This window comes from Qipengyuania profundimaris (assembly GCF_030717945.1).
GTDB lineage: Bacteria > Pseudomonadota > Alphaproteobacteria > Sphingomonadales > Sphingomonadaceae > Qipengyuania > Qipengyuania profundimaris.
In genome coordinates, this window is the sequence record NZ_JAVAIM010000001.1 from 415842 (window position 1) to 434321 (window position 18480).

16 protein-coding genes are annotated in these 18480 nt (G+C 65.1%); 9 read left to right on the forward strand and 7 right to left on the reverse strand.

The window, feature by feature from the left end; translation table 11 throughout:
* Positions 1-72: 72 nt before the first annotated feature.
* Complete coding sequence (locus tag Q9K02_RS02105) at positions 73-1131, forward strand: TolB-like translocation protein (RefSeq protein WP_305931391.1); 1059 nt, start codon at positions 73-75, stop codon at positions 1129-1131.
* On the opposite strand, the gene Q9K02_RS02110 is transcribed toward Q9K02_RS02105, so the two are convergent.
* Positions 1066-1845: an SDR family NAD(P)-dependent oxidoreductase gene (locus Q9K02_RS02110; RefSeq protein ID WP_305931392.1), complete on the reverse strand. Its 780-nt coding sequence runs from the start codon at positions 1843-1845 to the stop codon at positions 1066-1068. The genes Q9K02_RS02105 and Q9K02_RS02110 overlap by 66 nt on opposite strands.
* Positions 1846-1934: 89 nt before the next feature.
* On the opposite strand from Q9K02_RS02110, the gene Q9K02_RS02115 reads away from it, so the two are divergent.
* Positions 1935-2717 (forward strand): enoyl-CoA hydratase, encoded by a 783-nt coding sequence (locus tag Q9K02_RS02115; protein ID WP_305931393.1) that lies wholly within the window; start codon positions 1935-1937, stop codon positions 2715-2717.
* Between the two features lie 70 nt (positions 2718-2787).
* On the forward strand, positions 2788-3786 hold the full coding sequence (locus Q9K02_RS02120; RefSeq protein WP_305931394.1) for a hypothetical protein: 999 nt from the start codon (positions 2788-2790) through the stop codon (positions 3784-3786).
* Here the strand turns inward: Q9K02_RS02120 and Q9K02_RS02125 are convergent.
* From Q9K02_RS02125 to Q9K02_RS02145, 5 genes are all read right to left on the reverse strand, one after another.
* On the reverse strand, positions 3775-4284 hold the full coding sequence (locus Q9K02_RS02125) for an AAA family ATPase (protein WP_305931395.1): 510 nt from the start codon (positions 4282-4284) through the stop codon (positions 3775-3777). The two genes, Q9K02_RS02120 and Q9K02_RS02125, sit on opposite strands and share 12 nt — an antisense overlap.
* Before the next feature lie 4 nt (positions 4285-4288).
* Complete coding sequence (locus Q9K02_RS02130) at positions 4289-5725, reverse strand: glutamate synthase subunit beta (RefSeq protein ID WP_305931396.1); 1437 nt, start codon at positions 5723-5725, stop codon at positions 4289-4291.
* Positions 5725-10395, reverse strand: a complete 4671-nt coding sequence (gene gltB, locus Q9K02_RS02135) for a glutamate synthase large subunit (protein ID WP_305931397.1) — start codon at positions 10393-10395, stop codon at positions 5725-5727. The genes Q9K02_RS02130 and gltB overlap by 1 nt, the downstream gene beginning before the upstream one ends.
* A 249-nt stretch (positions 10396-10644) precedes the next feature.
* Positions 10645-11625, reverse strand: coding sequence for a hypothetical protein (locus Q9K02_RS02140; RefSeq protein WP_305931398.1), 981 nt, complete (start codon positions 11623-11625; stop codon positions 10645-10647).
* A 9-nt stretch (positions 11626-11634) separates the two neighbouring features.
* Positions 11635-12882: a TIGR04063 family PEP-CTERM/XrtA system glycosyltransferase gene (locus Q9K02_RS02145; RefSeq protein ID WP_305931399.1), complete on the reverse strand. Its 1248-nt coding sequence runs from the start codon at positions 12880-12882 to the stop codon at positions 11635-11637.
* Between the two features lie 81 nt (positions 12883-12963).
* Between Q9K02_RS02145 and Q9K02_RS02150 the strand changes: the two genes are divergently transcribed.
* From Q9K02_RS02150 to Q9K02_RS02175, 6 genes are all read left to right on the forward strand, one after another.
* Complete coding sequence (locus Q9K02_RS02150; RefSeq protein ID WP_305931400.1) at positions 12964-13155, forward strand: hypothetical protein; 192 nt, start codon at positions 12964-12966, stop codon at positions 13153-13155.
* Positions 13148-14530: a DUF5935 domain-containing protein gene (locus tag Q9K02_RS02155; RefSeq protein ID WP_305931401.1), complete on the forward strand. Its 1383-nt coding sequence runs from the start codon at positions 13148-13150 to the stop codon at positions 14528-14530. Before Q9K02_RS02150 ends, Q9K02_RS02155 begins: the two co-directional genes overlap by 8 nt.
* 111 nt (positions 14531-14641) lie before the next feature.
* Complete coding sequence (locus Q9K02_RS02160) at positions 14642-15091, forward strand: MaoC family dehydratase (RefSeq protein WP_278329160.1); 450 nt, start codon at positions 14642-14644, stop codon at positions 15089-15091.
* A gap of 55 nt (positions 15092-15146) precedes the next feature.
* On the forward strand, positions 15147-16325 hold the full coding sequence (locus Q9K02_RS02165) for an acetyl-CoA C-acyltransferase (RefSeq protein WP_305931402.1): 1179 nt from the start codon (positions 15147-15149) through the stop codon (positions 16323-16325).
* Entirely contained in the window at positions 16325-16894 is a 570-nt protein-coding gene (locus Q9K02_RS02170) for a carboxymuconolactone decarboxylase family protein (protein ID WP_305931403.1), read from the forward strand. Before Q9K02_RS02165 ends, Q9K02_RS02170 begins: the two co-directional genes overlap by 1 nt.
* Positions 16891-17679 carry an SDR family NAD(P)-dependent oxidoreductase gene (locus tag Q9K02_RS02175; RefSeq protein WP_305931404.1) on the forward strand — a complete coding sequence of 263 codons (789 nt, stop codon included), beginning with the start codon at positions 16891-16893 and terminating at the stop codon, positions 17677-17679. The genes Q9K02_RS02170 and Q9K02_RS02175 overlap by 4 nt, the downstream gene beginning before the upstream one ends.
* A 12-nt stretch (positions 17680-17691) precedes the next feature.
* Here Q9K02_RS02175 and Q9K02_RS02180 read toward each other — a convergent pair whose 3' ends face one another.
* Positions 17692-18450 (reverse strand): head GIN domain-containing protein, encoded by a 759-nt coding sequence (locus Q9K02_RS02180; RefSeq protein ID WP_305931405.1) that lies wholly within the window; start codon positions 18448-18450, stop codon positions 17692-17694.
* Between the last annotated feature and the right edge of the window lie 30 nt (positions 18451-18480).

Consider the following 18480-nt stretch of genomic DNA (forward strand, 5'->3'; position numbering starts at 1 on the left):
CGGGCGCTACCACGCTTGAAGGCGCAGTACATCGGTACGACCAGACCGGACACTTCCAGCAAGGATTATCCTATGCTTGACGCCCTCATCGTATTTTTCACCAGCCTCTTCGGTGTCCCGACCGACGAGGTTCCTCGCGAAAGTGCCGAACCGCCGACCGCCTTCGAACAGCCTCGGCTCTTTGCTCCCGAGGCGCTCGGGCAAGAGGGCCGCGCGACCCTGTCACCGGGGTTCAGCCCGGATGGCCGGACGATCTATTTCGCCCAGGCCGATTGCCGCCTCATCCCCGACTGCCCGCAATTGCTCATGCGGGCCCGCCGAACACCGACGGGGTGGAGTGCGGCGGAGCGTGTCGACTTGCCGAAGCCTGGCCGAGTGGACTATCCGAGCGTTACGCCCGACGGCGAAAGATTGCTGTTTTCGTGGTCGCCGTCTCGCCCGCGGCATCGGGGCGAGAATGTCGATAACGACTTCGATCTTTTCAGCCTCGATCTTACAGAGCCCGACGCACAGCCGGTCCCGATCGACGAGCCCGACATCAATCGCATCCGCGGCGGCAAGGTCCGCACATTGCGCTTCGTGAACAACGAAACCGCGCCGAGTCTGACCACGGAGGGAGACCTCTATTTCTGGACCGAGCGGACCGATGGCGTTGGCTTGCGAGACGTCTATGTCGCCAAGAGCGACGGCGCGGGCGGTTACCGCAAGGCGCAGCCGCTGCCTGCCCCGATCAACTCCATCGGCGAAGACGACGGCATGTGGGTGCGACCCGACGGTCGGCTGATGCTGATGTCCTATGCCGATCGTGGCGGCGAAGGCGGATCGGACGTGTTCGTTTCGGTTCGGTTGCCGAGCGGCTGGTCCGACCCCGAACCGCTCGGTCCGGCGGTCAATTCTCGCCACGCCGATTTCGCGGCCCGGGTGACGCCGGACGGCGAGTACATCGTGTTCACCAGCAGCCGGCCACAGCGCGGCGAAGCGGCAGGCCTTTACCAGATCTGGTACATGCCGGTCGCCGAGGTGCCCGTGCTGCAGCGCGCGTGGAAAGCGGCCAAGCCTAATGTATCAGAAAATCGAATAACCCCCGTCGATTACCACCGAATCGCCGGTGTGGAACTTGCTGGCATCTGAGGCGAAATAGACGGCGATGCCGGCGAAATCCTCGCCCTCGCCCCAGCGGCGCATAGGGACGCGGCCGATGGCCTTTTCGTTGAAAGCGTCCCAGTTTTGCAGGCGCTCGGTCATTTCGGTGGCGATCCAGCCGGGCAGTACCGCATTGGCGCGAATGCCGTGGCGGGCGAGCTCTACCGCCGTACCGCGCACCATCGCCAGCACCCCGGCCTTGGTCGCGGCATAGGCCTGGTTCTGCGGAGCGCCGTGAATGGCGGACACGCTGGAGGTGACCAGCAGAGATCCGCCCTTGTCGCCACTCTCAGCGCGCTCGACCATGTGCTTCGATGCTTCGCGGAACGTCCAAAAAACTGCGTCGAGATTGACCGTAGTAACCTTGCGCCACTGCTCGGTGGTCTGCTCGGTGAGCGGGGCACCGCCGCCCACCCCGGCATTGGCGATGCAGGTGTCGATCCGGCCAAGGCGCGAAAGGCTTTCCGCCATGGCATCGACCACCGCCTGCTCGTCGGCGACATCGACCTCCAGCGCCTCGACGCGCGTGCCATGCGCTTTCAGCCGATCCAGAGCGGAAGCGTTCTTGGACGCGTTGCGGCCCCAGATGGCGACATCCGCCCCGGCCGCGGCGAGCCCTTCGGCCATACCAAGGCCGATGCCGCCATTGCCGCCGGTCACCACGGCCACCTTGCCGGTGAGGTCGAAGGGTTGGAATGCCATCTGCGCGTCTCCTCTCGTTTCTCTCGCGCGCACTCAACGCGAGTGACGGGCCGATTGCAAGCTGCAACCTATCCGCTAGTCTGCACGGCATGACCGATCTCATCCTCACCGAAATCGCCGACGGCATCGCGACCGTCACCCTCAACCGTCCCGAAGCGATGAATGCGCTGTCGAAGGCGCTGCGCCACCGGCTCTATGAGGTGATGACCGGGCTCGACGCGGACGACGAGGTGCGCGCGGTGATCCTGACCGGAGCGGGAGAGCGCGCTTTTACGGCCGGCCTCGACCTCAAGGAACTCGGCAGCGAAGCGGGCGCGCTGGGTGCCGCCAATGCCGAGGGCGCAGACGAAAACCCGGTCAAGGCGATCGAAGTGTGCCGCAAGCCGGTGATCGGGGCGATCAACGGCGTGGCGATTACCGGCGGCTTCGAGGTCGCGCTCGCCTGCGACGTGCTGATCGCCAGCACCAATGCGCGGTTCGCCGATACCCATGCGCGAGTCGGCATCGTGCCGGGCTGGGGGTTGTCGCAAAAGCTCAGCCGCATGATCGGCATCAGCCGGGCCAAGGAATTGAGCTTCACCGGCAATTTCCTCGACGCCGAAACGGCCGAGCGCTGGGGGCTCGTCAACCGCGTGGTCGCGCCCGATCAGCTGCTGCCCGAGGCACGCCGCATCGCCGCCGATATGGCGACCATCGATCCCGCCTTCCTCGCGCAATACAAGGCGCTGATCGACGAGGGCTATGCGGCGAGCTTCGGCGAGGGGCTTGCGATCGAGCACAAGCTGTCTTCCGCAAAGAACAGCGCGGTCAGCCCGGAGGAAGTCGAGGCGCGCCGGACGGCGGTGCAGGCACGTGGCCGCACCCAAGGCTGATGCGCCTGACGCAACAGGCGATGACGGGTAAGCGCTTCGCCTGACATCGGGAAAGGTGTAGGTAGGGGACATGGAACGGCAGCTTCCCGCCCGCCTGATCCGCCTCGCGCCGATCGTCCTCCCCCTGCTTGCCATAGCGTTCGCGCGCGCGATGACCTTTACCGATTGGGCGGCGGCCAATGCCGCGCTCGCCGCGCTGCTGTTCGCCTGGATCGTCGCCGAAAGCCTGCTGCTCGCAACCATCGCGAAGGCCGAGGACCGCAAGCCCGGCCTGCGCGCGATGCTGGGCGCAGGCGCGGCGGCGAGCGTCGTCGTGCTGGTCGGAGCCGCCGCGCCGGTGCGCGAAGCGATCCACGGCATGCCTCCGCTACTCGCTGCTGCCGCGCTGACACTGGCACTGTTCGTGGCGTGGAGCGGCGCGCTGATCGTCCACACGCTGTCTGGTGGCGCTTCGGTCGAGGAAGCCGCCGCGATCGTCCTGCCGCCCAAGCTCGTCCGCTTCATAAGCGCCGAATCACGCATCATGCGGCTCGCACTATGTGGCTGGTGGCGCGCTCAGGACGTTCCCGCAGGCGCGCAAGGCTTCTCCTATCACCGCTTCCTGCTGCCGATGATCTATGTGTTCCTCGCGCTGCAGGCGATCGAGCTGGCGATGGTACATTTCCTCCTCATGCAGTGGAATGCGACCGTCGCGTGGATCTGGTTCGGCCTCGGCATTGCGGGCGGCTTGTGGATCGTCGGCCTGGCGCAAGGCTTCCGCATCCACCCGGTGCTGTTGACCGAGCACGGCCTGCGGGTGCGCAGCGGCGCGATGGTGGACCTGCTAGTGCCCTACGATGCGATCGCGTGCATCGTGCCCAGTTTCGGTGCGGAGCACGTGAAGGCGGCCGACACGTTCGACCACGCGATGCTGTCCTGGCCCAATGCGATGCTTGAGCTGGATCGCGAACTGACAGTGCGCCCGCTACTTGGCGCGGAGCAGCGGGTCCGCCGGATCGCGCTGCGGATCGATGAGAGCGCCGCATTTCTCGGTGCGCTAGAGGATCGCGTGCCGCAGCTACGCGGCTAGGTGCGCCAGTACGAAATCGGCGCGCTCCTCGACGCTGACGAATGGTAGCTCGACGGGCTTGTAACCGAGCGTGGGAAGCAGCGATGCCAGATGCTTAAATTCGGCCACGGCTGCTTCGAAGTCGTGTTGGCGCATCGAGTCCTTTGCATAGATTTCGGCCCACGGCGGTGCGAGAAAGACCCCACCTGCATAAGGCCGATCCGCACCGAGCGCCTCTGCAACCGTCGGCCCTCCGTCCCGCTCCAATCCGGCAAGCGCGTCGATCAGCCCGCGATCGTAGAACACCGGCCGTGTGGCCTCTGCGTGCCAGCCGAGATCGGCGCGGGCCATGTCGGCGGCGGCGGTAAGAAAACCGCGCAGATGACCCCACGGGGTTACACCCGCCGCTATCAGGCGCCGCCCGGGTTCGCGCACGACAGTGTGGCCGCGCCGTTCCAGTTCATCGAGCAGCGTCGACTTGCCGCCGCCCGAACAGCCCGTGATAAGGATGTCGGCCACGCGCCTAGCGCGGCAGCTGGGTCTCGCCCATCAGCGCCTTGTCGACTGCATGCGCCGCCTGCCGGCCCTCGCGAATGGCCCAGACGACCAGGCTCTGCCCGCGTCGCATGTCGCCGCAGGCGAACACGTTCGGCTCGCTGGTGAGGTACCATTCGGTATCCGCCGCCACGTTGCCGCGCCCGTCGAGATCGACGCCTGCCCGGTCGAGCAGCCCGCGCCGCTTGGGGCCGGTGAAGCCCATCGCCAGCAGGATCAGATCGGCCCTGAGCGTGAACTCGCTGCCCTCGATCTCCTGCATCTTGCCGTCTTTCCACTCGACGCGGACGCATTCGAGCCCGGCGACATCGCCGTTTTCCTCGACCACGCGCTTGGTCAGCACGGCCCAGTCGCGGTCGACGCCCTCTTCGTGGCTGGACGAGGTGCGCAGCTTCACCGGCCAGTCGGGCCAGGTCAGCGCCTTGTCTTCGCTTTCGGGCGGCTTGGGCATGATTTCCAGCTGAGTGACGCTGGCCGCGCCCTGGCGGTTGCTGGTGCCGACGCAGTCACTGCCGGTGTCGCCGCCGCCGATCACGATCACGTGCTTACCGGTTGCCGTGAGTGAACCACGCGGCGCGGCGCGCACTTCGTCGTCGCCCGCATTGCGCTTGTTCTGCTGAGTGAGAAATTCCATCGCGAGACGCACGCCGTTGAGCTCGGAGCCGGGAATGTCGAGCATGCGGGCCTCTTCCGCGCCGCCCGCGAGGACGACCGCGTCGAAATTCTCCTGCAGCGCCTGGAAGCTGACCTCGACACCCACTTCGCTGCTGGTGCGGAACTGGACGCCTTCGGCCTCCATCTGCACCGCGCGGCGATTGATGAGGTGCTTCTCCATCTTGAAGTCGGGGATGCCGTAGCGCAGCAGCCCGCCGATGCGGTCGCTCTTTTCGAACACCGTAACGGCATGGCCAGCACGCGCCAGCTGCTGCGCGCAGGCGAGGCCGGCAGGGCCGCTGCCGATTACCGCCACCGACTTTCCGGTCCGCTTCTCCGGCAGCTGAGGCTTGACCCAGCCTTCCTGGAAGCCGCGATCGATGATCGCGCATTCGATGGACTTGATGGTGACCGGGCTGTCGATGAGGTTCAGCGTGCAGGCCGCCTCGCACGGGGCGGGGCAGACGCGGCCGGTGAACTCCGGGAAGTTGTTGGTCGAGTGCAGGACCTCGAGCGCGTTCTTCCAGTCGTCCTCGTAGACGAGGTGGTTCCAGTCCGGGATGATGTTGTTCACCGGACAGCCGTTGTGGCAGTAGGGAATGCCGCAGTTCATGCAGCGCGCCGCCTGCGTGCGGAGCTGGTCCTCCGACAGCGGGACGACGAATTCCTTGTAATGGTTCAGGCGTTCTTCGGGATCGCGATAAGTGCGATCCTCGCGCTCGTATTCGAGAAAGCCGGTTTCCTTGCCCATTATTCCGCAGCCTCCATCGCTGCATTCTCGCGTTCGTCTTCGAGAGCCTTGAGCGCCTTGGCGTAGTCGCGCGGCATGACCTTGCGGAAATGCTTGAGCTCGCCGGCCCAGTTGTCGAGCAACGCCTTCGCCTTGGCCGAGCCGGTGTGCAGCTGGTGCCGCTCGACGAGGATCTTGAGCCGCGCGGCATCGTGATAGAGCGGGTCGCCCATGCCTGCATCGTCGACCGACCGGCCGCGTTGCTGGGGTTCGCCCCAGCTCTTCTCCGCGCCTTCGCCATCGCCGGGCGTGACGTCGAGCAAATCGACCTGGGCGTGGTTCAGGAGCTTTTCGAAGGTGCCTTCGGGATCGTAGACATAGGCGATCCCGCCGCTCATGCCCGCGGCGAAGTTGCGGCCCGTGCTGCCGAGCACGCAGACCACCCCGCCGGTCATGTATTCGCAGCCGTGATCGCCGGTGCCTTCGACCACTGCGACCGCGCCCGAATTGCGTACGCCGAAGCGCTCGCCCGCGACGCCTTCGAAATAGGCCTCGCCCGCGATGGCGCCGTAAAGGACGGTATTGCCGACGATGATGTTGTTGCCCGGCTTGCGCGGAGCTTCGTCCGGCTGGCGCACCACGATCCGACCGCCCGAAAGGCCTTTGCCGACATAGTCGTTGGCATCGCCCGTCAGGCTCAGCGTGACGCCGTGGGCCAGCCACGCGCCGAAGCTCTGGCCGGCCACACCGGTGAAGTCGATCCGGATCGTTTCAGGGGCGAGGCCGGCATGCCCATGCGCCTCGGCGATCCGGCCTGACAGCATGGCGCCAACGGTGCGGTTCACATTGCGGATGGTGCGGGTCAGCTGGACTGCTTGTCCGCTCTCGATGGCGGGCTTGCAGGCGTCGATCAGCTCGACATCCATGGCCGCGGCGAGCCCGTGGTCCTGGGTTTCGGTGTGATAGGGCTTGCGGCCCTCCTCCAGCGGCACGGCATGGAGAATGCGCTTCAAGTCTACGCCATGCGCCTTCCAGTGACGTTCCACCCGGCGCATGTCGATCCGCTCGACGCGGCCGATCATTTCTTCGACCGTGCGGAAGCCCATGGTCGCCATGATCTGGCGCAGCTCTTCCGCGACGAAGAAGAAGTAGTTGATGACGTGCTCGGGCGTGCCGACGAAGCGCTTGCGCAGCACCGGATCCTGCGTCGCGACACCGACCGGGCAGGTATTGAGGTGGCACTTGCGCATCATGATGCAACCCGCCGCGATCAGCGGGGCCGTGGCGAAGCCGAACTCGTCCGCGCCCAGCAGCGCGCCGATGGCAACATCGCGGCCCGTGCGCAGCCCGCCGTCGACCTGCACCGCGATGCGGCTGCGCAGATCGTTGAGCAGCAGCGTCTGCTGCGTTTCGGCAAGGCCGATTTCCCACGGGGACCCGGCATGCGTCAGGCTGGTCAGCGGGCTCGCGCCCGTGCCGCCTTCGTAGCCCGAGATCGTGATATGGTCCGCTTTGGACTTGGAGACGCCCGCAGCGACCGTGCCGACGCCGACCTCGGAAACCAGCTTTACCGAGATACGGCTCTTCGGTTGCACGTTCTTGAGGTCGTGGATCAGCTGCGCCAGATCCTCGATCGAATAGATGTCGTGATGCGGCGGGGGCGAAATCAGGCCCACGCCCGGGGTCGAATGCCGCACCTTGCCGATGCGCTTGTCGACCTTGTGACCGGGCAGCTGGCCGCCTTCGCCGGGCTTGGCACCCTGCGCCATCTTGATCTGGATATCGTCCGAATTGACGAGATATTCCGTGGTCACGCCGAAGCGGCCACTCGCCACCTGCTTGATCCGGCTGCGCATCGAGTCGCCATTATCCAGCGGCACGAAGCGCTCAGGCTCCTCGCCACCCTCACCGGTGTTCGAGCGCCCGCCGAGGCGGTTCATGGCGATGGCCAGCGTCGAATGCGCCTCGTGGCTGATCGAGCCGAAGCTCATCGCGCCCGTGCTGAAACGCTTCACGATCTCGACTGCCGGTTCGACCTCGTCGATGTCGAGCGGCTGCTCCGCCGGGGTCAGCTCCATCAAGCCGCGGATGGTCAGCAGGCGTTCGCTCTGCTCGTTTACCGAGCGAGCGAATTCCTCGTAATTCTTCGCATCCTTGCCACGCACCGCATGCTGCAGCTGTGCGACCGATTGCGGGGTCCAGGCATGCGCCTCGCCCCGGATGCGATACTGGTAGATGCCGCCGACATCGAGCATGCCCTTGTAGAGCGGGCTGTCGCCATAGGCCTGCGCATGGCGCATGACCGCTTCTTCCGCGACTTCCTTCAGGCCGATGCCCTCGATCGTGGTCGCGGTGCCGGTGAAATAGGTGTCGATGAAATCGGAATTGAGTCCGACCGCGTCGAAGATCTGCGCCCCGCAATAGGACTGGTAGGTCGAGATGCCCATCTTGGACATGACCTTGAGAATGCCCTTGCCGATGGCTTTCACATAGTTCTTCGCGACATCACCCGGTTCGAGATCGGGGAAGCGATCCGCGCGCAAGTGCTCCAGCGTCTCGAAGGCGACGTAGGGGTTGATGCCTTCCGCGCCATAGCCTGCCAGCGCGCAGAAATGGTGCACTTCGCGCGCCTCGCCGGTCTCGATGACGAGGCCGGTCTGCATCCGCAGGCCCTGGCGTACGAGCTGGTGGTGCACGGCTGCCGTCGCCAGCAGGGCGGGCATGGCGATCCGGTCCGGCCCCTGCGCCCGGTCGGACAGGATCAGGATGTTTGCATCGCCGAGAACCGCTTCGGTCGCGGCCCAGCACATTTCCTTCAGCGCCATCGCGAGGCCGTCGGCCCCGGTGCTTGCATCCCAGGTGATGTCGATCGTGGCGGTGCGGAACGCACCGTCGAGTGCGGCTTCGACCGAGCGGATCTTGGCAAGGTCCTCGTTCGTGAGGATCGGCTGGCTGACTTCGAGGCGCTTGTGCGTACCCCCGTCGCGGCCCAGCAGGTTGGGGCGCGGGCCAATCATGGAGAGCAGGCTCATCACCAGTTCCTCGCGGATCGGATCGATCGGCGGGTTGGTCACCTGCGCGAAGTTCTGCTTGAAGTAGTCGTAAAGCGGGCGGCTGCGGTCGGACAATACGGCGATCGGCGTGTCGGTGCCCATCGACCCGATCGGGTCCTCGCTGCCGCGCGCCATCGGCTCGAGGAAGCGGGAGATGTCCTCCTGCGTGTAGCCGAACGCCTGCTGGCGCGTAAGCAGGTCGCTGGCCGACAGGGAGCCTTCAGCCGCGGGAAAATCCGACAGCTCGGCATCGATATGGTCGAGATCGGCGAGCTTGTACTGCGCCTTCTTCAGCCACGCCTCGTAAGGCTCCGCCGCAGCGAGGTCTGCCTTGACCTCCTCGTCCTCGACGATGCGGCCTTCCTCGAGGTCGATCAGCAGCATCTTGCCGGGCTGGAGGCGCCACTTGCGCGTGATGTCCTCGTCCTTAAACGGCAGCACACCGCTTTCCGAGGCGAGGACGACGAGGTCGTCCTTCGTCGTGCACCAGCGCGCCGGGCGCAGGCCGTTGCGGTCGAGGCAGGCACCGATCTGGCGACCGTCGGTGAAGCACACCGCAGCCGGTCCATCCCAGGGCTCCATCAGCGCGGCGTGATATTCGTAGAAAGCGCGGCGCGCTGGATCCATAAGCGTGTTCTTCGCCCATGCTTCCGGCATCAGCATCATCATCGAATGCGCGAGGCTGTAGCCGCCGGTAATCAGCAGCTCGAGCGCATTGTCGAGGCAGGCAGTGTCGGACTGGCCGTGCGGGATCAGCGGCCACATCTTGTCGAGGTCCGCGCCTAGCAGGTCGCTTTCCATCGTGCGGCGGCGCGCTTCCATCCAGTTCACATTGCCCCGAACCGTGTTGATCTCGCCATTATGCGCCATGAAGCGATAGGGGTGCGCCAGCCGCCAGCTGGGGAAGGTGTTGGTGCTGAAGCGCTGGTGGACGAGGCCCAGTGCGGACACGCAATCGGAATCGCGCAGATCGTCGTAGAAACTGCCGACCTGGTTGGCGAGCAGCAGGCCCTTGTAGACGACGGTCCGGCTCGAAAAGCTCGGGATATAGGCGGTCGAAAGGGTCGGGATGCCGTGCTTCTGCTCAAGCGCCGCAAGCGGGTTCAGCGTCTGCTTGCGGATCACGACCAGCTTGCGCTCGAAGGCGTCCTGGTCGGTGCAATTGGTGCCGCGCCCGATCACGCATTGGCGGATGACCGGCATGGAATCGACCACGGCCTTGCCGAGCCCGTCCAGCGTGACAGGTACGTCGCGCCAGCCGATGACGCGCTGGCCTTCCTTCTCGGCGAATCGTTCCAGCTGCCGCTCGACGAACTCACGCGCTTCGTCGGCTTGCGGCAGGAAACACATGGCCACCGCGTAATCGCCTGGCGCGGGGAGGTCGTAATCCCTCGCCTCGGCCCATTTGCGGAACAAGGGATCGGGGATTTGCAGCAGGATGCCCGCACCATCGCCGAGCAGGGGGTCCGCACCGACCGCGCCGCGGTGGTCGAGATTGGCGAGAATCTCCAGCGCCTGGGTGACGATGTTGTGGCTTTTTGCGCCCTTGATATGCGCGACCATGCCGACGCCGCAGGCGTCGTGTTCGTTGCGGGGATCGTAAAGACCACCATGATCGAGGGGCGGCTGACTGCCCATAAGCGAAGCGTCCTCCTCCGTGCCCGCGCATACGCTTCCTCAACGAAGCGAACCGGGGACAGGTTTCCAGGTGCCCAGTCGGCACCGCAAAATTGCGCGAAGCCTCGTCATGGCGGCGCACTCGCTATTTTGCAACTGCGAAGAGAGAAGCAATATTTCACCCGCACGAAGATTTCCGCACGGTTTGGTGCCAATATTACGCCGCGTTCGATGGAAAATTTGTAATCGCGAAGGGTCGCATTGAGCGGTTCAGGACCGCTTACTGACCTGCGACAAACGCTCAAGCGCGCTTCTCAGGCTGGTTTGCGTATCTTCCTTGTCCTCGCCCTCGGCCGATGCCGGAGGGGCCTTGCGGTCGGCTTCGCGACGCAGGAAGGCGATCACCGGGTCGGCATCGGGAGCAATCGATTGTGCGTCCCCGTCCTCTGCCTTGCGCTGTGCGGCGAGCGCCCTTTCGAGCCGTCCGGTGAGTTCGGCCAGCGACAGGTCGCCCATCGCTTCGCTTCTGGGCAGCGCGGGCTGTGTTTCAGGCTCAACGACTTCGGGCATATCGGCGGTAGTTGCTGCCGGCTCTTCAAGCTCTTCCGAGCCTTGCTCCGACCCGACGTCGAACCATTCGTTCGTAAGCTCTGGTTCGGCCTCTCGGTCGTGATCTTCGGGTTCGAGATGGCCGGACTCCGCGGCGACCTCCACCTCTTCGAATTCGGCGTCGACCGGTTCGGTGCTGACGATGGTGTCGCGCTCTATTTCAGGTCCGGTTTCGAGACCGTCTTCGGTCAGATAGTCGCGGGGATTGAACATCCGGTGAGGGGCCTCCTCAGGCGCGGACCTCTCTGGTTCTTCGCCGAGATCATCGTCACCCAGCCACACGGCGTCCTCATGCGGTTCGCTGTCGTCGTGGGCGCTGTTGTCGGGATCAATAGCCGGCGCGGCTAATTCGGTGTCGCTGCGTTCGTCGGAGAGCTTTTTCGCCTTCGCCCCCGAGACGCGCCGGGCGATTGCGACGCCCACAAGCAGGCCGAGGATGCCCGCCAGAACGCTCAAGACCAGCTTGGCCGAAAGGGCATTGCCGACCAGCGCTTCGATCCCCAACCAGCTACGCAGGTTCACATGGACCGCATCCGGCATGACGAACAGGCCACCGGCCAGCAGCACAGCGAAATAAAGCCCCACCACCCATGGAAAGGCGGGGTGGCTGCTGATCGGCATTCTGGTCTCGGTGCCGCTCATCTCTCGTCGTTATTCCTTCGCATGGTGCGCGCAAGCGTTTCGGCTCGCCTGATCGGCCTTCGCGTCTAGCAGTTTTTGGTAAACGCCGAGATAACGATCCACGTTCCGCGCCCAGTCGTGGTTCTGGGCCACATGGCTGCGCGCTGCTTCGCGCATGGCAGGCCAGCCGGTTTTCGCCTCCACCAGCCCGCCGAGCGAGTTGGCGAGTGCGCTGGGGTCGTCGGGCGGGAAAAGCATGCCGGTCTCGCCGTCCGCGATCAGCTCGCGATGGCCGCCGACATCGCTCGCCGCCACGATCCGGCCCTGCGCCATCGCCTCGAGCGGCTTGAGCGGGGTGACCAGTTCGGTCAGCCGCGACCGTTTGCGCGGATAGGCGAGGATATCGATCAGCGAATAATAGCGCTCGACCTCGCCATGCGGGACTCGGCCAGTGAATACTATCGCGTCTGCCGCCCGTGATGCCGCCGCCTGCGCGCGCAGGGCGTCGCCCATCGGCCCGCCGCCGATCAGCAGCAGCTGGGCTTGCGGATGGTGCTCGCGCAGCAGCGGGAGCGCGGCGATAAGGTCGTCGAGCCCCTCGTAATCGTAGAAGCTGCCGACGAAGCCGATCACCGGACCGTTGCCGATTCCGATTTCGGTAGCCAGCGCCTCGTCGCGCGGCACCGGCTCGCCGAACAGCGTCAGGTCCACACCATTGGGCGAGAGCCCGATGCTAGCGCCGTCGTGCCCTCGGGCGACGAGATCGTCGCGCAGGCCCTTGGCGATGGTGAAGACCGCATCCGCGCCGCGTACCACCCGATCCTCCAGCCAGCGCGTCAGCCGGTATTTGAGCGATCCTTCCCGGCCCGTGCCATTGCCGACCGCCGCATCCTCCCAGAAGGCGCGGATTTCATAGACTAGCGGTAGGCCGAGGTGCCTTGCCGCGCGCATCCCCGCCATGCCGCACAGGGCGGGCGAGTGGGCGTGGATTACGTCCGGCTGCCACTCGGCGGCGAGCGCATCGATCGCCTCTCGTAGCGCATCGATCTCACGCCATTCGCGAAGGCCGGGAAGGCCGGAGGCGCTTCCGGAAGTACGATGAAAAGTCAGACCCTCTGCCTGCTCAATCGCAGGCCCCTCGGCGAAGTGCCGCTGCCCGGTGATGCCACGCACTTCCAGCCCGGCCGCCGCCTGCGCCTTCATGATCGCGCGGGTGCGGAAGGTGTAGCCCGAATGCAGCGGCAGCGAATGGTCGAGGATGTGCAGGACGCGTGTCATTTGTATCGGCTTGTGACACAACAGGCTTAAGAGCGCGTCAACCGTAAGCTGGTAGTGGCCGCGCAAAGGACGGACAGCAGCTTGATCGACTACATCGCCCTCGGATTGACGCATGCGCTCATCATGCTGGCGCTGCTCCGCGTGCTTGTGCGGCCCGATCTCGACCGCGAGGACCCGCTGGCGGACGAGCCGGAGACTATCCCCGCGCCGCCGCCCTCGCCGCGCGACAAGCGGCGGGCGCGCCAGGCCGGAAAGCGAAGCGGCGGTGCTTGATATCGCGCTGTTCCTGACGGTGGCGATAATGCTCGCCTTGGGAATCAGGCGGCCCTTCATCTGGGTGCTCGCCTATCTCTATATCGATATTCTCGCCCCGCAGAAGATGAGCTGGTCGCTGCTCCAGTCGCTGCCGATTTCGCTGATCGCCTTCCTGCTCGCCTTCGCCGGGTGGATGATCGGCGATACCAAGGCGAACACGCAGTTCACTGTGCGACAAGGCATCCTGCTGGCGCTGCTCGGCTGGTGTTTCATGACGCTGCAATGGGCCGATTTCCCGGATTCGGCGCAGGCCAAGTGGGACTGGGTGTGGAAGGCGCTGGTATTCGGCATCTTCCTGCCGGTCACACTGATCACGCGGCTGCGGATTGAGGTGGCGACCCTGGTCATGGTGCTGACGGCAGGCGCGATTATCATTTCCGCCGGCATGAAGACCGTGCTCGGAGGCGGAGGCTATGGCGACCTTTACCTGTTCGTGAACGACAATTCGAACATGTACGAAAGCTCGACCCTGGCCACGGTGGCCATCGCGATCATCCCGATCATCCTGTGGCTGGCGAAGCACTCGACGATCTATCCGCCCGACTGGCGCGTGAAGACCTTTGCCGCCCTGCTGATCTTCGCCTGTCTGACGATCCCCGTAGGGACCGAAGCGCGCACGGGCCTCGTCTGCATCGCCGTGCTGGGCGTGCTTATGCTGCGCGACGTGAAGAAACGCATGCTTTACCTCACCGGGGCGGCAGTGTTGGGGCTTGCCGCGTTGCCGTTCCTCCCGGCGAGCTATTACGAGCGCATGTCGACTCTGGGCTCGGTCCAGCAGGACCAGTCGGCTTCCACACGCATGCAGGTCTGGGGCTGGACGCTCGACTATGTTTCTGAGCGGCCGCTGGGTGGCGGCTTCGACGCTTATCGCGGCAATAGCTTCACTTACAACCTGCCGGTGGTCGAGACCGACGGCACTACGACCTCGGTCGAGTACAAGGAGATCACCGACGGCGGGCGGGCCTATCACAGCTCGATCTTCGAAATGCTCGGCGAACAGGGCTGGCCGGGCCTCTTCCTGTGGTTGGCCTTGCACGCCATCGGACTGTGGCAGATGGAAAAGATCCGCAAGCGCTGGCGCGAACGCAAAGCGGTGGGCGAGCAGTGGCAGGCCCCACTCGCCAGCGCATTGCAGTTCGCGCAGATCGTCTACCTTGTCGGCGCGACCTTCCAGGGTATCGCCTTCCAGCCTTTCGTCCTGATGCTGGTCGGCCTGCAGATCGGCCTGTGGACCTATTGCAAGAAGCGCGAGTCGGCCAAGGTCGAGCTCGCCCGCAAGGCCGCGCGCGACGCCCGCCGCGCGGCTGCCTCGGCCAATCCCGCGATGCCGTAAGGGCAGCATCGGCGCGGTTGCGCCGGTCCTGTCCATGCGCCATGAGTCGCGCCGCATGCGCGGCTGCGGAGTCGCGCAAACCCTAGGATTTCGCGAAGAGGAGACGCGTCTATGAGCCCGCAGGAACTGGCAGAGAAAGTCGGCGAGAATATCGGCACCAGCGAATGGGTCGAGATGAGCCAGGAACGCATCAACCAGTTCGCCGATGCGACCGGCGATCACCAGTTCATCCATATCGATGAGGAAAAGGCCAAGATGACGCCGTTCGGCGGCACCATCGCGCACGGCTTCCTGACCCTGTCGATGATCCCCTATCTCGGCGCGAATTCGGACATGCCGAAGATCGACGGCGTGAAGATGGGCGTGAACTACGGCGGCAACAAGACGCGCTTCATCAGCCCCGTTCGCAGCGGCAAGCGCATCCGCGGCCACTGGAAGCTGGTCGAAATGATCGAGAAGCGCCCCGGCCAGTGGCAGCAGACCAGCGAGATCACGATGGAGATCGAAGGCGAGGACAAGCCCGCCCTGATCACCGAATGGATCACCCAGCTTTTCGTCTGATTTCCCCTCCTCCCCAAGAGGCATCGGACCCCAATAGCAATTCAAGGAAATACCCATGCGTGACGCAGTCATCGTCTCCACCGCCCGCACCGCCATCGGCCGCGCCTACAAGGGCGGGTTCAACGACACCAAGGGCCCGACGCTCGGCTCCTACTCCCTGAAGCCCGCGATCGAACGCGCCGGTATCGAAGCCGGCGAAGTCGACGACGTGCTGTGGGGCGCAGCGCTCCAGCAGGGCACGCAGGCCGGCAACCTCGCCCGCCAGGTCGCGCTTCGCGCCGGCTGCCCGATCGGCACCAGCGGTATGACCATCGACCGCCAGTGCTCGTCCGGCCTGATGAGCATTGCCACGGCGGCGAAGCAGATCATTACCGACCGCATGGACGTGGTCGCGGCAGGCGGTCAGGAAAGCATTTCGCTGGTCCAGACCAAGGAAATGCGCGTGATGCCGGATCCCGAGCTGATCGCGATGCACGGTGCCATCTACATGCCGATGCTGCAGACCGCAGAGACGGTCGCCCAGCGCTATGGCATTTCGCGCGACGCGCAGGACGAATACGCCCTCCAGAGCCAGCAGCGTACTGCCAAGGCTCAGGAAGAAGGCCGCTTCGACGACGAGATCGTGCCCGTCAGCACCACCCACAAGGTGCAGGACAAGGAAACCGGCGAGATTTCGGACGTCGACATCACCATTACCAAGGACGAGGGCAACCGCCCCTCGACTACGCTGGAAGGCCTGCAGGGCCTGAAGCCGGTGATGGGCGAGGGCACCACGATCACCGCCGGCAACGCTTCGCAGCTGTCGGACGGTTCGTCGGCCTCGATCCTGATGGAAGCCAAGGTTGCCGAACAAAAGGGTCTCGAGCCGCTCGGTCGTTATGTCGGCATGGCGGTCGCCGGGACCGAGCCCGACGAGATGGGCATCGGCCCGATCTTCGCGATCCCCAAACTGCTCAAGCGCTTCGACCTTAGCGTCGACGACATCGGCATCTGGGAGCTGAACGAAGCCTTCGCGGTGCAGGTGCTCTACTGCCGCGACAAGCTCGGCATCGACAACGACAAGCTCAACGTCAGCGGCGGCTCGATCTCGATCGGCCACCCCTACGGCATGACCGGCGCACGCTGCACCGGCCACGTCCTGCTCGAAGGCAAGCGTCGTGGTGCCAAGTACGGCGTCGTCACCATGTGCGTCGGCGGCGGCATGGGCGCAGCAGGGCTGTTCGAGATCTTCTGATGCGTATCGGCTCACCCCGCATCGCCCCGGTCGATGCGGGGCAGGCCGATGCAGACCAGAAGGAATTGCTGGAGTCGCTCGCCAGTGGCGGGCGACCTTCCCTCAACGTCTTCAAGACCTTTGCCCGCTTTCCCGACGCGGCGCGGGCTTTCCTCGCGTGGGGCGGCTACATCCTTTCTCCGCGCAACGCTCTCGACGCGCGGCGACGGGAACTCGTGATCCTGCGGACCGGCTTCAATTGCCGGAGCGGATATGAATGGACGCAGCACGTCCCCATCGGCCAACGCGCCGGTCTGACCGACGAGGAAATCGCACGAGTCAAGACAGGCCCCGGCGATCCGGCGTGGGACGCTCTCGATCGTGCTTCACTGCAAGCGTGCGACGAACTGCACGCAGATCAGTATGTTCAGCCGACGACCTGGTCCGCGCTCGAGCCGCTCGGCGACAAGGGGCGCATGGACCTCGTGATGACCGTCGGCCAGTATACGCAGGTGTCGATGTTCCTCAACTCGCTGGGCGTGCAGCTGGACGAAGGCCAGACGCTCGATCCCGATCTCGACCACCGGTGACCGGTCGCCTGTCAGGCAAGACGGCAGTCGTCGTCGGGGCGGGGCAGCAGCCCGGCGACACCATGGGCAACGGCCGCGCGATTGCCCTGCGGTTTGCGCAGGAAGGCGCTAATGTCCTGTGCGTCGATCGCGATGACGAGCGTGCGGAAGCGGTAGCGAACGAGATCGGCGAGGGGGCCTTTGCCCTCGCAGCCGATATCGTGACGCAGGCGCCCCTTATCATTGCGCGGGCGCACGACCAGTGGGGCCGCATCGATATCCTCGTCAACAATGTCGGCATCGGCCATCGCAACGATGGCCCTGCGCACCGCTGCGACGATGACGCCTTCCACGAGGTCTTCGCTGTCAATTTTACGGGAGCGCGGCGGGTGATTGCCGCAGCGCTTCCGGCGATGCGCGAAGCCGGTAGGGGCAGTATCGTGAACATCAGTTCTCTGGCATCGACCGCCGGTGCCAATATGATCGCCTACGAAGTGTCCAAAGCTGCGCTCAACCGGCTGACGATTGCGACTGCTCTGGGTTCGGCAGCAAAAGGGGTGCGCTGCAACGCGATCCTGCCCGGCCTTATCGACACGCCGATGGGGGTCGGCGGCACCGCAAGCCGCGACGGCCGCAGCTTGGAGGAACAGCGCGCGGCGAGGGCGGCCATGGTGCCTCTGCGCGGAGCCATGGGGCAAGCACAGGATGTGGCCAATGCGGCGCTCTATCTCGCCAGCGACGAGAGTTCATTCGTGACCGGTGTGCTCTTGCCGGTCGACGGCGGTCAGGGCGCGCGCATCGGCTGAGAGACTGCCGGACTATCTGCGCGCGATACGGCCCGAGCCGTTGCGTTCCTGACGCAGGATGCGCTTCGCCGAACGGTAACGGATTTCGCCCGAGCCGTTGAGTACCGCGTCGAGTTCCCGCACATCGCCCGCCTCGATCTTGCCCGAGCCGTTCAGCGTCGCGTCCAGCTTGCGCAGCGAGCCCATGCGGATCTCGCCCGAGCCTTCGATGTCGGCGTCGACATAGGACAAGCGCGTAGGAGCAAGGTCGATATCGCCGGAGCCAACGATCAGCGCGCGAACGTCGCCCACCTCGCCGCCCAGCTCGATGTCGCCCGACCCGCCGATCACAAGGTCGATCGCGCGGGCATTCCAGCCTTCCAAACGCACGTCGGCGCTGGCATTGATTGCGACCGCATCGAGGCTCGGCACCGTCAGCACCGCGCGGATACCGATACGTGTGCGGAAGCTGCCGGTAGTGTCGAGCGACAACGTCCCGCCCTCGCTGCGGGCGCGGACTAGGCCGATCAGATTGTCCTCCGCGGTAATCATTAGCGACCGGGTCGAGCCCTGACGGATCACGACATCGACCGGGCCGTCGATCGCCAAGCGGTCGAAGCTGCCGATGGAGCGGTTTTCCGTCACGAGCTCACCCGAACCGATGATCAGGTTTTTGCCGTAACCGTAGCTCGAGGCTTTCCAAACGCCCTTGTCGCCCGCTGTCGCTCCTCCGCAGGCCGCCAGCGCGACAAGTGCGCCGCAGGTCGCGGTCAAAATCTTGAGTTTTGTCATCATCGGTCTCCACATGTTTACAGGTGTAAA